At 67.6% G+C, this 12,324-nt stretch carries 9 protein-coding genes; 5 read left to right on the forward strand and 4 right to left on the reverse strand.

What is annotated here, in order from left to right:
* Positions 1-272 precede the first annotated feature (272 nt).
* Positions 273-3,002 carry a bifunctional acetate--CoA ligase family protein/GNAT family N-acetyltransferase gene (locus tag AC1Q7Q_RS31715; protein WP_492375054.1) on the forward strand — a complete coding sequence of 910 codons (2,730 nt, stop codon included), beginning with the start codon at positions 273-275 and terminating at the stop codon, positions 3,000-3,002.
* A gap of 101 nt (positions 3,003-3,103) precedes the next feature.
* Here AC1Q7Q_RS31715 and AC1Q7Q_RS31720 read toward each other — a convergent pair whose 3' ends face one another.
* The 4 genes from AC1Q7Q_RS31720 to AC1Q7Q_RS31735 all read right to left on the reverse strand — a co-directional run bounded on the left by AC1Q7Q_RS31720 (position 3,104) and on the right by AC1Q7Q_RS31735 (position 5,978).
* A complete protein-coding gene (locus tag AC1Q7Q_RS31720; protein ID WP_492375055.1) occupies positions 3,104-3,766 on the reverse strand; it encodes a phosphoribosyltransferase in 663 nt (220 codons plus the stop codon).
* A gap of 121 nt (positions 3,767-3,887) precedes the next feature.
* Positions 3,888-4,391: a BCAM0308 family protein gene (locus tag AC1Q7Q_RS31725; protein ID WP_492375056.1), complete on the reverse strand. Its 504-nt coding sequence runs from the start codon at positions 4,389-4,391 to the stop codon at positions 3,888-3,890.
* A gap of 99 nt (positions 4,392-4,490) precedes the next feature.
* Positions 4,491-4,871, reverse strand: coding sequence for a TraR/DksA family transcriptional regulator (locus AC1Q7Q_RS31730; protein ID WP_492375057.1), 381 nt, complete (start codon positions 4,869-4,871; stop codon positions 4,491-4,493).
* Between the two features lie 276 nt (positions 4,872-5,147).
* Positions 5,148-5,978 carry a universal stress protein gene (locus AC1Q7Q_RS31735; protein ID WP_492375058.1) on the reverse strand — a complete coding sequence of 277 codons (831 nt, stop codon included), beginning with the start codon at positions 5,976-5,978 and terminating at the stop codon, positions 5,148-5,150.
* 197 nt (positions 5,979-6,175) lie between these two features.
* Between AC1Q7Q_RS31735 and AC1Q7Q_RS31740 the strand changes: the two genes are divergently transcribed.
* The 4 genes from AC1Q7Q_RS31740 to AC1Q7Q_RS31755 all read left to right on the forward strand — a co-directional run bounded on the left by AC1Q7Q_RS31740 (position 6,176) and on the right by AC1Q7Q_RS31755 (position 12,324).
* Positions 6,176-7,183, forward strand: a complete 1,008-nt coding sequence (locus AC1Q7Q_RS31740) for a zinc-dependent alcohol dehydrogenase family protein (RefSeq protein ID WP_492375080.1) — start codon at positions 6,176-6,178, stop codon at positions 7,181-7,183.
* A 226-nt stretch (positions 7,184-7,409) separates the two neighbouring features.
* A complete protein-coding gene (locus AC1Q7Q_RS31745) occupies positions 7,410-8,396 on the forward strand; it encodes an HlyD family secretion protein (RefSeq protein ID WP_492375059.1) in 987 nt (328 codons plus the stop codon).
* 4 nt (positions 8,397-8,400) lie between these two features.
* On the forward strand, positions 8,401-11,181 hold the full coding sequence (gene rbbA, locus AC1Q7Q_RS31750) for a ribosome-associated ATPase/putative transporter RbbA (protein WP_492375060.1): 2,781 nt from the start codon (positions 8,401-8,403) through the stop codon (positions 11,179-11,181).
* A 15-nt stretch (positions 11,182-11,196) separates the two neighbouring features.
* Positions 11,197-12,324 (forward strand): ABC transporter permease, encoded by a 1,128-nt coding sequence (locus AC1Q7Q_RS31755; protein ID WP_416048508.1) that lies wholly within the window; start codon positions 11,197-11,199, stop codon positions 12,322-12,324.

Below are 12,324 nucleotides of genomic sequence, written 5' to 3' on the forward strand. Positions count from 1 at the left end.
CAGAGAGAGATCGTGGGGGGGCCGGGGGCTGGCCCGCAGCGCCAGGTGCCAAGTAGTAGAGGCTTTGGAAATCCCGGTCCATTGATACCTCTGCTGCCCGATCGGCAGCATCCTTGTCCTGCATCAAGACCGATGCCCCCAAGCTGAACAATGCTGGCATATTGGCGTCCACGCGATGGCGCATCCGGCCTGACGCGCAGCCCGCCTTGCAGCCCGCCTCGCAGCCGGATACGGAACTGGCGCCCCCTCCCACCCCGACGACCCCGAGCACGATGAGTATTCGTAACCTGGAACATCTGTTTCATCCGCGCTCGGTCGCGGTGATCGGCGCGTCCGCACGACCGCACAGCGTAGGGGCCACCGTGTTTGCCAACCTCCGTGCCAGCGGCTTCGCCGGCCCGGTGTATGCGGTGAACCCAAAGTACCGTGCGCTGGAAGGTCGGCCTTGCTATCGCTGCGTCGCCGCGCTGCCCGATGCGCCCGAACTGGCAGTGATCTGCACGCCGCCCGATACGGTGCCGGGCCTGATTGCCGAACTGGGCAAACGTGGCACCCTGGCCGCCGTGGTCCTTACCGCGGGCATGGCGCGAGCGGATGGCGCGGACGGGCAAACCCAGCAGGATGCAATGCTTGGCGCCGCCAGGCCATATCTGCTGCGCATCCTTGGTCCCAACTGCGTGGGGCTGCTCGTGCCAGGCCTGGGGTTGAACGCCAGCTTTGCGCACGCGCCCCCCCTGCCCGGCAAGCTGGCCTTCGTCTCGCAGTCCGGCGCCCTGACCACGGCGGTGCTGGACTGGGCAAGATCGCGCCAAATCGGCTTTTCTCACTTCGTCTCGCTCGGGGACAGCGCCGACGTCGACGTGGCGGACGTGCTCGACTATCTCGGCAGCGACCCGGGCACCCAGGCGATCCTGCTCTATGTGGAAGCGGTCAGGTCCGGGCGCAAGTTCATGTCCGCCGCGCGCGCGGCTGCCCGCAACAAGCCAGTGCTGATCATCAAGGCCGGCCGGGTGCCAGAAGGCGCGAAAGCGGCAACCTCGCATACCGGTGCCCTGGCAGGCGCCGACGATATCTACGACGCGGCGATCCGCCGGGCCGGCATGTTGCGCGTGGGCACCACCGAAGACATGTTCGACGCAGTGGAAACGCTCGCTCGCGCGCGAGCGCTCGCCGGCGATCGACTGGCGATCATGACCAACGGCGGCGGCGCTGGCGTGATGGCCACCGATGCCTTGATTCTTGGCGGCGGCCATCTGGCCACCCTGGGAGACGCCACGCTGAAGCTGCTGGACGCGGCCTTGCCACCCACCTGGTCGCACGGGAACCCCGTCGACATCGTTGGGGACGCTCCCGTCGAACGTTACGTCGACACCTTGAAGCGACTTGCGGCGGACCCCGGCAGCGATGCGATCCTGATGATCCACGCGCCCACGGCGATCGTGCCAAGCAGCGACATCGCCATTGCCCTCACCAGCGCCATCACGCCAACTGCGCCGGCCACACCGTCGACGGTATCGCGCCCCGTCTTCACAAGCTGGCTCGGCGGCGACTCGGTGACCCGCGCCCGCCAGATCTGCCGGCATGCGGGCCTTCCCACCTACGACACGCCGGAACAGGCCGTGCGCGGCTTCCTGCAGACCGTGGCCTACCGCCACAACCAGGAACTGCTGATGGAGACGCCGCCATCGGTTCCGGCCGGCGCCGAGCCCGACAGCGAACGTGCGCGACAGTGCATCCGCGACGCGCTCACCACCGGCCGTTCGATGCTGACTGAGCCCGAAGCCCGCACGGTCCTGACCGCCTATGGCATCCCTGTGGTGGAAACCCGGACCGCTGCCGACATCGATGCCGCCGTCGCCGCTGCCGAAGGCGTCGGCTTTCCGGTTGTCGCCAAGATTCTGTCGCGGGACATTACGCACAAGTCCGACGTCGGTGGCGTGGCGCTGGACCTGCAGTCTGCCGGCCAGGTGCGGCAGGCCCTGGAGCACATGGAAGCCCGCATTCGCAGCGAACGGCCCGGGGCGCGCCTGGATGGCTTCACGGTCCAGCGCATGATCAGCCGGCCGGGTGCTTTCGAATTGATCCTGGGCGCGACCACCGATCCGGTGTTTGGCCCTGTGGTGCTGTTTGGACACGGGGGTACCGCCGCCGAGTGCATCGCCGACCGTGCCATCGCCCTGCCGCCGCTGAATGTCAACCTGGCAAGGGATCTTGTCGGCCGCACACGCGTTGCGAAGCTGCTTGCGGGCTATCGGGACCAGCCGCCGATTCGCCATGACGCTCTGTACCAGGTCCTGATCCAGCTGTCGCAACTGCTATGCGACCTGCCGGAAATCACCGAACTCGATATCAATCCGCTGCTGGCCGACGGCGCGGGCGTGCTGGCCCTGGACACGCGCATCGGCGTGGCGGCGGCTACGCAGCCAGGCGCTGCCCGCCTTGCCATCCGGCCCTATCCCAAGGAACTGGAGGAGACCGTGGCGTGGCACGGCGCACCGTTGCTATTGCGCCCGGTGCATCCCGAAGACGAGCCCGCCTACCAGGCCTTCTTTGCCGCCATGACCCCGGATGACATCCGCATGCGCTTCTTCTGCATGATCCGCCAGCCGCCGCACAGCCAGCTCGCACGCATGACCCAGATCGATTACGCCCGTGAGATGGCATTCGTCGCCGTCGGCGCGGCAACCGGCGAGCAGCCGGCCATCCTGGGCGAAGTGCGGGCCGTAGCCGACCCCGACAACCTGTGCGCTGAGTTCGCCGTGGCGGTGCGCTCCGATTGCAAGCGCCAGGGCATCGGCAGCCTGCTGCTGGGCAAGATGGTGGCCTACTGCCGCGCACGCGGCACGCGGGAGCTGGTCGGGACCACGCTGGCAACCAACAGGGCGATGCTCAGGCTCGCCGAAAGCAGCGGTATCCACGTTCTGCGCACTGGCCAGCCTGCCAGCGACGGCGTGGAACTCCGCCTCTTGCTGACGGGGTCGAACTCAGGCAATGGGCCATGACATTGCGCTAGCCGCCCGCCTTTCCCTAACTGGCCAGGCTGCCAGAGGCTGGCAGCAGCCGGAAAAGACCAAAAGCACCGCCTCCAGAACGCCCACCCCTACTACCGTCCCGCCAAACGCCCCACCCCGTGCTGCCCCGGATCGCCCTCCAGGCAAGCCACCACTTCCTCATCCTCAACCTGCGGAAACTCCCGATAATGCTCACCGACAGCGGAAAAATTGGCCGGCGATCGCAGGCAGACCACCTCGTCCGCGTAACGCCGCACCTCGGCGAGCGAAGCCGGCGCGGCCACGGGCACAGCGCATACCAGCCGGGCAGGATGCTGCTGCCGCACGGCATGCAATGCGGCAATCATGGTGGCGCCCGTGGCAAGCCCATCGTCCACCACGATCACCGTGCGCCCGTCCAGCGCACGCGCGGCGCGCCCCGGCGTGTATTGCTTGCGGCGGCGGCGCAGCAATGCAAGCTGTTCGTTGCGCTCCTGGTTGAGATAGCTGGAGTCGGCGCCAACTCGTGCCGCGTAGGGCGTCACGTAGACCCAGCCGCTTTCATCGACCGCGCCGACCGCCATCTCGCGGTCGAATGGCGCCCCTAGCTTCCTGACCAGGACCACGTCCAGTTCGCCGCCGAGCCGGTCGGCGAGTATCTTGCCCATCGGCACGCCACCCCGTGGAATGGCCAGCACAAGGGGATGGGCGTCGCCGTACCCGGAGAGCGCTTCGGCTAGCCGCTCGGCGGCCTCGTTCCTGTCCTGGAAAGTCATGACATCACCTTTTGCCGGTGAGGGACCAGCTAGCTGGCTAGCCGGCTAGCGACTTCCATCGACGCCGTAAGGCGAGGTGTCTGTCAGACTGGACGGCCCCCAATGCGCGCCATGACGGTCCTCAAGCGCGGTGCCAATGAACATAGAGGGTCTCGTCGGCGTCGGGATAGTCGATTTCCAGCTTGCCACGATACGCATGATGCACGGCAGAGCCGATATCGCGTGCCAGGTGAAAGCCCGTGGTCGTGATGGTGATGCGATCCTCCTGAGTCTGCGTCGCCATGACGCGCTCCATCGGATGACTCTCTCTCATCAGGGCTTCGCGGTGCCGCACCAGCCCGAGAATCTCATCCCGGTGCTCCCGCTGGAACGCCCCATCCAGCGTCAACTGCGCCGCGGGCACATGGTCGGCGATGCGGTGGCAGGCCGGGCACATCAGCGCCTTGGCGCCGGGCGGCACGGCCCGCCATTGCCAACATCCTTTCAGGAAGACCGCGTGGCAAGCGGGACAGGAAGCGATGGCGGGCGCCTGCTCCGGCTGCTTGTAGGCATCGTGGATGGGATCCTGGGGAAGCCGGTCCCAACGGGCCGGCCTGACCTGGCTCGAACGCTCACGGACTTTCATGTCTGGCTCCTGAAATCGAATCGGGCAGCGCCCACGCGGCCTGCCTGCAGTATTGCGGACTCACCTGGCGAGCCCGCCCGCGGGAACGCCCGCCCATGCTCATCGCATACCGCTCGGCGCCCCGAACATGTGCTCGTGCTTGCGCTGGCACGGGGTGCAGCGTTTGGCCGTGGGATACGCTTGCAGGCGTGGATAAGGAATGGGCTCGCCGCAGTCCACGCACACGCCGTAGCTAAGCCTGGCGATCCGCTTGCGCGCCACCGCTATGTCGGCCAGTTCCATGCGGTAGTGTTCCGCCACGGCATCGTCCATGCGCTCCTCGGTGCCATGCTCAGCGAGATCCGCGTCGTCGCTCGCTTCGCGCTCGGCGGACACAGTACGGGAAACGGCTGCGGCGTCCATCTGGCCGCGGATTCTCTGCTCTCTGCTGTCCAGCAAGGCGACGAGGCTGGAGAGCTGCTCTTTCGTTAAATCGGACATCGTCGACTCCCGGGCGCGGCAAGGTGGATCCACATCCATGATGCGATGACATCGGGCAGGCCGCTTGCGCCAGATCAAGTGATGGGCCGCCGGCACGAAGTGCCTGCGGCGTGGCGCGCTGAACCCTCGTTCCGCTTCAAGCTTCAATATAGGTGGGTGGTTGCCGGTTAGCATGATCTGCGTCAATCTCACTTCCGGCCATGCGCGGAGCCGGCCGCAGCCATGGTGCGCGCGGGCGCGGATATCGCGCCCGCGCCATGCCGGCAGTTGATGTGACTAGTGTGACATCAGGACGGGCACCGTCATGGTGTCCAGCAAAGCCCTGGTGACGCCACCCAGTACCAACTCGCGCAGGCGGCCGCGCCCGTAGGCGCCCATCACCACCAGATCGGCGCCAAAATCCGCCGCGCGCGAGAGCAAGGTTTCCCCGATGGCGATGTCCGATCCTTCCTGGCAGTGTTCAAACTCTGCCTGGACGCCATGGCTTGCCAACGCGGCCATGGCATGGCCCGGCAGGCTCGCATCGGGCCGCGCGCCGGTACCTTGCGCGCAAAGCACCTTGGCCTGCCCGCCGCAGATCAAGGGCATGGCGTCGTGCAAGGCGCGCGTGGCCTCGCGTCCGCCGTTCCAAGCCACCATGACACGTGCGCCGGGGACAGCGAACTGGCCTGCGAATGGAATGACAAGAACCGGCCTGCCACCGTCGAGGATGAGGGTTTCCAGGAACTGGGTCGCGACAAAGCTGTCTGGGTCGGCCGGATCGTATTGCCCGGCAACCACAAGGTCGGCCTCGCGCACTTCGCGCAGCGCCATCATCAACGGATCGCCATCCACTGCCCGCCACTCGGTTTCGATCCCCAGGTCCTGCGTTGCCGCCAGGAAGCGCCGGTGCACCGCCTCGCGCGCCTCACTGCGCCGCTGGCGGTCCTCGTTGATATAGGTCGCGGCACCCTCCATCAGGTAAAACCAGGCGACATCCGGCATAAAGCCGGCAAACAGCCCGATCAGCCGGGCATGGCGTGCCACGGCGAGCCGGGCAGCGATTTCAAGCCGGTCCAGCGCGCGTGGGCTGGTGTCCAGGTGGACCATGATGCTGGCGTATTCCATAACATTCCTGTGCGGTTTAGGTTTGGGTTTGGGAGCCTGAATCCAGTCTAGGAAGCGTTTGGACGTGGCTATTGACTCAGGTCAAGCCGATACCTTCTGCACAGGGGCTGGCGCCTCGCGTACGCCATGGATACGGATCAAGCGGCAACCGTCAGCGTGACCTAGGCTAAATGCTGGGCACCGCCGAGGACGTCACCATGCACGAGACGATGCGCGCCATGATTTTCGACGGCACCGGGCCGGCCTTGCGCCTGGCGCGCGTCCCCGTGCCAGACCCCGGCCCAGGCGAAGTGCGTATCGCGGTGAGCACCTGCGGCGTCTGCCGCACCGACCTGCACATTGTCGACGGCGAACTCGCGCACCCGAAAGCCGCCCTCATTCCCGGACACGAAATCGTTGGCAGGGTCGAGTCCTGTGGCGCAGGCGTGACGGGCCTTGCCCCGGGCGACCGGGTCGGCGTGCCGTGGCTCGGGCAGACCTGCGGGCACTGCGGCTATTGCGCGGCGCGTCGCGAAAACCTGTGCGATACGCCGCAGTTCACCGGCTATACGCGCGACGGCGGCTACGCCGAGTACGTAGTGGCCGACAGCCGCTTTTGCTTCCCCATCCCGGAGCACTACGACGACGAGCATGCGGCGCCCTTGCTGTGTGCGGGCCTGATTGGCTACCGCACGCTGCGCATGGCGGGGGACGCCCGCAAGGTCCGGTCTATCGGCATTTACGGATTTGGCGCCGCGGCCCACCTGGTGACGCAGATCGCCGTCGCCCAGCAGCGCGAGATCTTTGCCTTCACGCGCCCCGGCGACACCGCCGCCTGCCAGTTCGCGCGTGACACCGGGGCGTGCTGGGCCGGTCCAAGCGACCAGCCCGCACCGCAGCCGCTCGATGCCGCGCTGATCTACGCGCCGGTGGGTGCGCTGGTGCCGATGGCGCTGCAAGCCGTCGCCAAGGGCGGCACCGTGGTTTGCGGTGGCATCCACATGAGCGATATTCCGGCCTTCCCCTATCGCCTGCTCTGGGAGGAGCGGTCGATCGTGTCGGTGGCCAACCTCACGCGCGACGACGGGCTGGAACTGATGCGGATCGCCCAGGCCACGCCGCTGCGCACCACCACCACGGTCTATCCGCTGGAGCAGGCCAATGCCGCGCTGGCCGACCTGCGCGCGGGCCGCCTGGCCGGCGCGGCGGTACTGCGCATCGCTTAATCGCCTAATTAGAACTCCCCCTCCAAAAAGTGCCCCCTTCGGCACCAACTTGCGCTAGATCAAGTCCACGCCCCACCCCGCCGGATAGCATTGGACCCTACGCCGTCGCCCCGCGGATCAAGGTCTGTCTTTGTCGTCTCCCCTTCCCCCCTTTGCCCGACACCCTGAACCCCCTGGCGCGCCCGGCGGCATTCCATCATTCAGCGCACAGGTGCACAGGTAGCCGATGAAACTCAAACCAGGCTGGGGTATAGCGGTATTGTTCGTTGCTGGCGCCATTGGAGCCGCCGTGTGGTGGCTTGGCAGCCAGCGCGACCCGTGGCCGGCGGATGTGGCCCACAGCAATGGGCGCATGGAGATCGGCCGCCTGGACGTGGCGGTGAAGTATCCGGGCCGCGTCATCGATCTGCCGGTTCGCGAGGGCGATGCCCTGGCTGCGGGCGCCGTGGTGGCCCGGCAGGATGACGCCGAATTATTGACTCAACTCAGCCTTGCCACCGCAGCCCGCGAGCGTGCCGTGCAGGCGGCGTCGCGCGCGCAGGCGGAGATCGAGGGGCGCGCGAGCCGCCAGCGGTTGGCGCGGCTGGAGTTGACCGAGGCGGTCAAGCTCTACCAGGACCGCCAGATTTCTGCCGTCGAGCGCGATCGCCGGCAGCTTGGCCTGGATGGCGAGAGCGCGGGCGTGACCGGCGCGCGCGCCGCGCTTGGCGAGGCTAACGCGGCGATCGCGGAGGCCGATGCCCAGATTGCCCGCCTGAAGATCCTGCAGGATGAGGCAACCATCCGTGCCCCGGTGGCCGGGCGTGTGGAGTATCGCGTGATCGAGGTCGGCACGGTGCTGCCGGCGGGCGGCCGCGTGGCGTCGCTGCTGAACCTGGCCGATATGTATTTCACGGTGTTCCTGCCCGCGGGTGCTGCCGGCAAGCTGGCTATCGGCGACGAGGCGCGCATCGTGCTGGACGCAATGAAGGACGAACCGATCCCGGCCCGCGTCAGCTTTGTGGCCAGCGAGGCGCAGTTCACCCCCAAGTATGTCGAGACCGATGCCGAGCGGGCCAAGCTGATGTATCGCGTCAAGCTGCAGCTGGCGCCCGAGGTTGCCCAGCGCTACGCGGCCAAACTGAAGGCCGGCATGACGGGCGATGGCTTTGTGCGCCTGGATGCCAGGCAGCCCTGGCCCGCCGCGCTGACGCTGCCCCCGCAGCCGGCCTGACGCCATGCCGAGTCCGCACCCCGACGGTGCCGCGGCCATCCGGATCGATGGCTTGTCGCACCGCTACGGCGCCAGCGTGGCCCTGGACAATGTGTCGCTCACGCTGCCCGGCAATGCCACCATCGGCCTGATCGGCCCCGATGGCGTCGGTAAATCGACGCTGCTCGGCGTGATTGCAGGCGTCAAGCGTATCCAACAGGGCCATGCCACCGTGCTGGGCGCGGACTTGCGTGACCGGCAAGCGCGCGAGGCGCTGTTGCCGCGCGTGGCGTTCATGCCGCAGGGGCTGGGACGCAACCTGTACCCGACGCTGTCGGTCTACGAGAACGTGGACTTCTTTGCCCGGCTGTTCGGCCTGGGCGGCACGCAGCGGCGCCAGCGCATCGAGCGCCTGCTCGCGGCCACCGGCCTGGCGCCTTTCCCGGACCGTCCGGCGGGCAAGCTCTCGGGCGGCATGAAGCAGAAGCTGGGCCTGTGCTGCGCACTGGTCCACAACCCGGACCTGCTGATTCTCGACGAGCCCACCACGGGGGTGGACCCGCTGTCGCGGCGGCAGTTCTGGACCCTGGTGGAGGACCTGCGCGCCGAGCACAGCAATATGACGGTGATCGTTGCCACCGCGTATATCGAGGAGGCGCAGCGCTTCGAGCATCTGGTGGCCATGGATGCAGGCAAGGTGCTGGTGTGCGACCGTACCGCCGATGTGCTGGCGCGCGCGGGCACCGGCGACCTGGAGCAGGCCTATATCTCGCTGCTGCCGGCGGCCCGGCGCGGCGATGCCACGGGACTGGTGATCCCGCCCCGCCCGCCGGATGGCGACGAACCCGCCATCGAGGCCGAGGGGCTGACGCGGCGCTTCGGTGCCTTTACCGCCGTGGACAATGTGAGCTTTCGCATCGAGCGCAGCGAGATCTTCGGCTTTCTCGGCTCCAATGGCTGCGGCAAGACCACCACCATGAAGATGCTGACCGGGCTGCTGGATGCCACCAGCGGCACCGCGCGCCTGCTCGGCCAGACCATCGACGCCGGCGATATGCGTACCCGCATGCGGGTGGGCTATATGTCGCAGGCGTTCTCGCTGTACGAGGAACTGACGGTACGGCAGAACCTGGACCTGCATGCCAGGCTCTACCGGATGGAGGGCGAGCGCGCGCAAAAGGCGGTCGGGCAGGCCCTGCTCGATTTCGAGCTGGACCAGCATGCCGATGCGCGGCCCGCCGCCCTGTCGCTCGGCATCCGCCAGCGCCTGCAGCTGGCTGCGGCCTGCCTGCACCATCCGGAAGTGCTGATCCTCGACGAGCCCACCTCCGGCGTGGACCCCGGCGCGCGCGACATGTTCTGGCGCCATCTGGTCCAGCTGTCGCGCCAGCAGCGCGTCACGATCTTCGTTTCCACGCACTTCATGAACGAGGCGGCGCGCTGCGACCGCATCTCCTTCATGCACCGCGGCCGCGTGCTGGCGGTGGGCAGCCCGGACGCGCTGCGGGAAAGCTGCGGCGCGCGGACGCTGGAGGATGCGTTCGTCAGCTACCTGGAGCAGGCGGAAACCCCGGAGAACGGCGCAGCCGCCGCGGTCGCCGCTGCTTCGGCTGCGGCGGCTGCGCCCGCGCAACCCGCCCCGCCCCCCGCGCCGGTCGGCAGGCCAGCCGCGCATGCCGGCGGCTCGCGGCTGGCGCGGACCTGGGCGTTCGCCAGGCGCGAGGCCATGGAGCTGGCGCGCGACCGGCTCCGGCTGGCATTCGCCATCCTTGGCCCGATCGTGCTGCTGTGCGCCGCGGCGTGGAGCGTGTCCTTCGATGTGGAGAACGTGCGCTTCGCCGTGCTGGACCGCGACCAGAGCCGTGCCAGCCGCGAGCTGGTGGAGCAGTTCTCCGGCTCGCGCTACTTTGTGCAGACCGATGGCGTGCACAGCGAGGCGGACGCGGACCGGCGCCTGCGCGCCGCGGCCGATATGCTGATCGTCGAGCTGCCGCCCGGCTTCGAGCGCGACCTGCTGGCCGGGCGCCAGCCGGAGCTCGCATTCCGCGTCGACGGGTCCAGCCCGTTCCCGGGCGCCACCACGCGCGCCTATGTGAGTGGCGTGCTGCTGGCCTACGCCAATGCGCAGATGCGCGCGCAGCCGGAGCGCCCGGCCGCGCTGCCGGTGTCGATCGAGACCCGCTTTATCTACAACCAGGAGTTCCGCAGCATCTACGCCATCACGCCGGGCATCATCATGCTGGCGCTGATCCTGATCCCGACCATGCTGACCGCGCTCGGCGTGGTGCGGGAGAAGGAGATGGGGTCGATCACCAACCTCTACGCCTCCCCGGCCAGCGTGGGCGAGTACCTGATCGGCAAGCAACTGCCCTACGTGGGGCTGGCGATGATCAGCTACCTGACCCTGGTGGCGCTGGCCATCGTGCTGCTGCAGGTGCCGCTCAAGGGATCCTTCCTCGCCTTGTCGATCGGCGCCGTGCTGTTCGTGCTGGCGGCCACCGCGCTCGGGCTGCTGATGTCGACCTTCGTGCGTTCGCAGGTGGCGGCCATCTTCGGCACCGCGATCCTGTGCCTGATTCCGTCGGTCAACTTCTCCGGCCTGCTGTATCCGGTGTCGACGCTGACGGGCAGCAGCTACTGGATCGGCCTGGGTTTTCCGTCGTCGTGGTTCCAGCTGGTCAGCCTTGGCAGTTTTACCAAGGGGCTTGGCGTGGGCAGCTTCGGCACCATGTACCTGGCCTTGCTGGGTTTCGCGCTGCTGTACCTGGCGGGCGCGCGTCTGCTTCTGCGCAAGCAGGAAGCGTAGCCGGGAGATGCCGCGATGAATCAATGGTGCAAGAACGTGGCCAGGCTGTGCGGCAAGGAGTTGCGCAGCCTGTTCAGCGATGTGACGCTGATGGCACTGATCGTCTTTGCCTTTACGCTGGCCGTGCATTCGGTCGCCAAGGGCATCAAGGCCGAGGTGTCGAATGCATCGGTGGCCATCGTGGATGCCGACCACTCCGAGCTCTCGCGCCGCCTGCGCGATGCGATCCGGCCGCCGTATTTCAAGACGCCGGTGGATGTGGACCGGCACGCCGTCGATGCGGAGCTGGACCGGGGGCGCTACATCTTCGCCATCGAGATCCCGCCGCGCTTCGAAGCCGACGTGCTGGCGGGAAGAACGCCGGCGGTGCAGGTGCTGGTCGATGCCACCGCGATGACCCAGGCGGGCCTGGGGGCCAGCTACCTGCAGCAGATCTTCACGCGTGAGGCGCTTGAGTTCCTGCACGCGCGGGGCATCGAGGCGCAGCTGCCCGTGCGTGCGCAGAGCACGGTGCTGTTCAATCCCAATACGGAGTCGCACTGGTTCACGTCGACCATGCAGATCGTGGTGAATATCACGGTGCTGGCCATCATCCTGGTAGGCGCGGCGGTGATCCGCGAGCGCGAGCACGGCACCATCGAGCACTTGCTGGTGATGCCGGTGCGCGCCAGCGAGATCGCGGTGGCGAAGATCCTGGCCAATGGCGCGGTGATCTTCCTGGCGTCCCTGCTGTCGCTGTGGCTGGTGGTGCATCTGTGGCTGGATGTGCCGCTGACCGGTTCGATGGGGCTCTTTGCGCTGAGCACCGCGCTCTACCTGTTCTCGGTGACGGCGCTCGGCATGTGGCTGGCGACCATCGCGCCGGCGATGCCGCAGTTTGGTTTGCTGGCGGTGCCGACCTATGCCGTTGCCTACCTGCTGTCCGGCGCCGCCACGCCGGTGCAGAGCATGCCGCAGGCCATGCAGCACGCGGTGCAGTTCCTGCCGACCACCCAGTTCGTCACGCTCACGCAGGCCATCCTGTTCCGCGGCGCGGGCGTGGATGTGGTGTGGCCGCAGTTGCTCGGCGTCACAGCCGCGGGCGGGATCTTCCTGGCCCTGGCGCTGACACGGTTCCGCTCCATGCTGGCGCAGCAAGGATAG

The sequence above is a fragment of the Cupriavidus sp. GW823-FHT07A04 genome (assembly GCF_058794615.1).

What these genes read in the sequence shown, in the direction of transcription:
- AC1Q7Q_RS31715 (WP_492375054.1), top strand. Translation starts at nt 273, where the DNA reads ATGAGTATTCGTAACCTGGAACATCTGTTTCATCCGCGCTCGGTCGCG.
- AC1Q7Q_RS31720 (WP_492375055.1), bottom strand. Translation starts at nt 3,766, where the DNA reads ATGACTTTCCAGGACAGGAACGAGGCCGCCGAGCGGCTAGCCGAAGCG.
- AC1Q7Q_RS31725 (WP_492375056.1), bottom strand. Translation starts at nt 4,391, where the DNA reads ATGAAAGTCCGTGAGCGTTCGAGCCAGGTCAGGCCGGCCCGTTGGGAC.
- AC1Q7Q_RS31730 (WP_492375057.1), bottom strand. Translation starts at nt 4,871, where the DNA reads ATGTCCGATTTAACGAAAGAGCAGCTCTCCAGCCTCGTCGCCTTGCTG.
- AC1Q7Q_RS31735 (WP_492375058.1), bottom strand. Translation starts at nt 5,978, where the DNA reads ATGGAATACGCCAGCATCATGGTCCACCTGGACACCAGCCCACGCGCG.
- AC1Q7Q_RS31740 (WP_492375080.1), top strand. Translation starts at nt 6,176, where the DNA reads ATGCACGAGACGATGCGCGCCATGATTTTCGACGGCACCGGGCCGGCC.
- AC1Q7Q_RS31745 (WP_492375059.1), top strand. Translation starts at nt 7,410, where the DNA reads ATGAAACTCAAACCAGGCTGGGGTATAGCGGTATTGTTCGTTGCTGGC.
- rbbA (WP_492375060.1), top strand. Translation starts at nt 8,401, where the DNA reads ATGCCGAGTCCGCACCCCGACGGTGCCGCGGCCATCCGGATCGATGGC.
- AC1Q7Q_RS31755 (WP_416048508.1), top strand. Translation starts at nt 11,197, where the DNA reads ATGAATCAATGGTGCAAGAACGTGGCCAGGCTGTGCGGCAAGGAGTTG.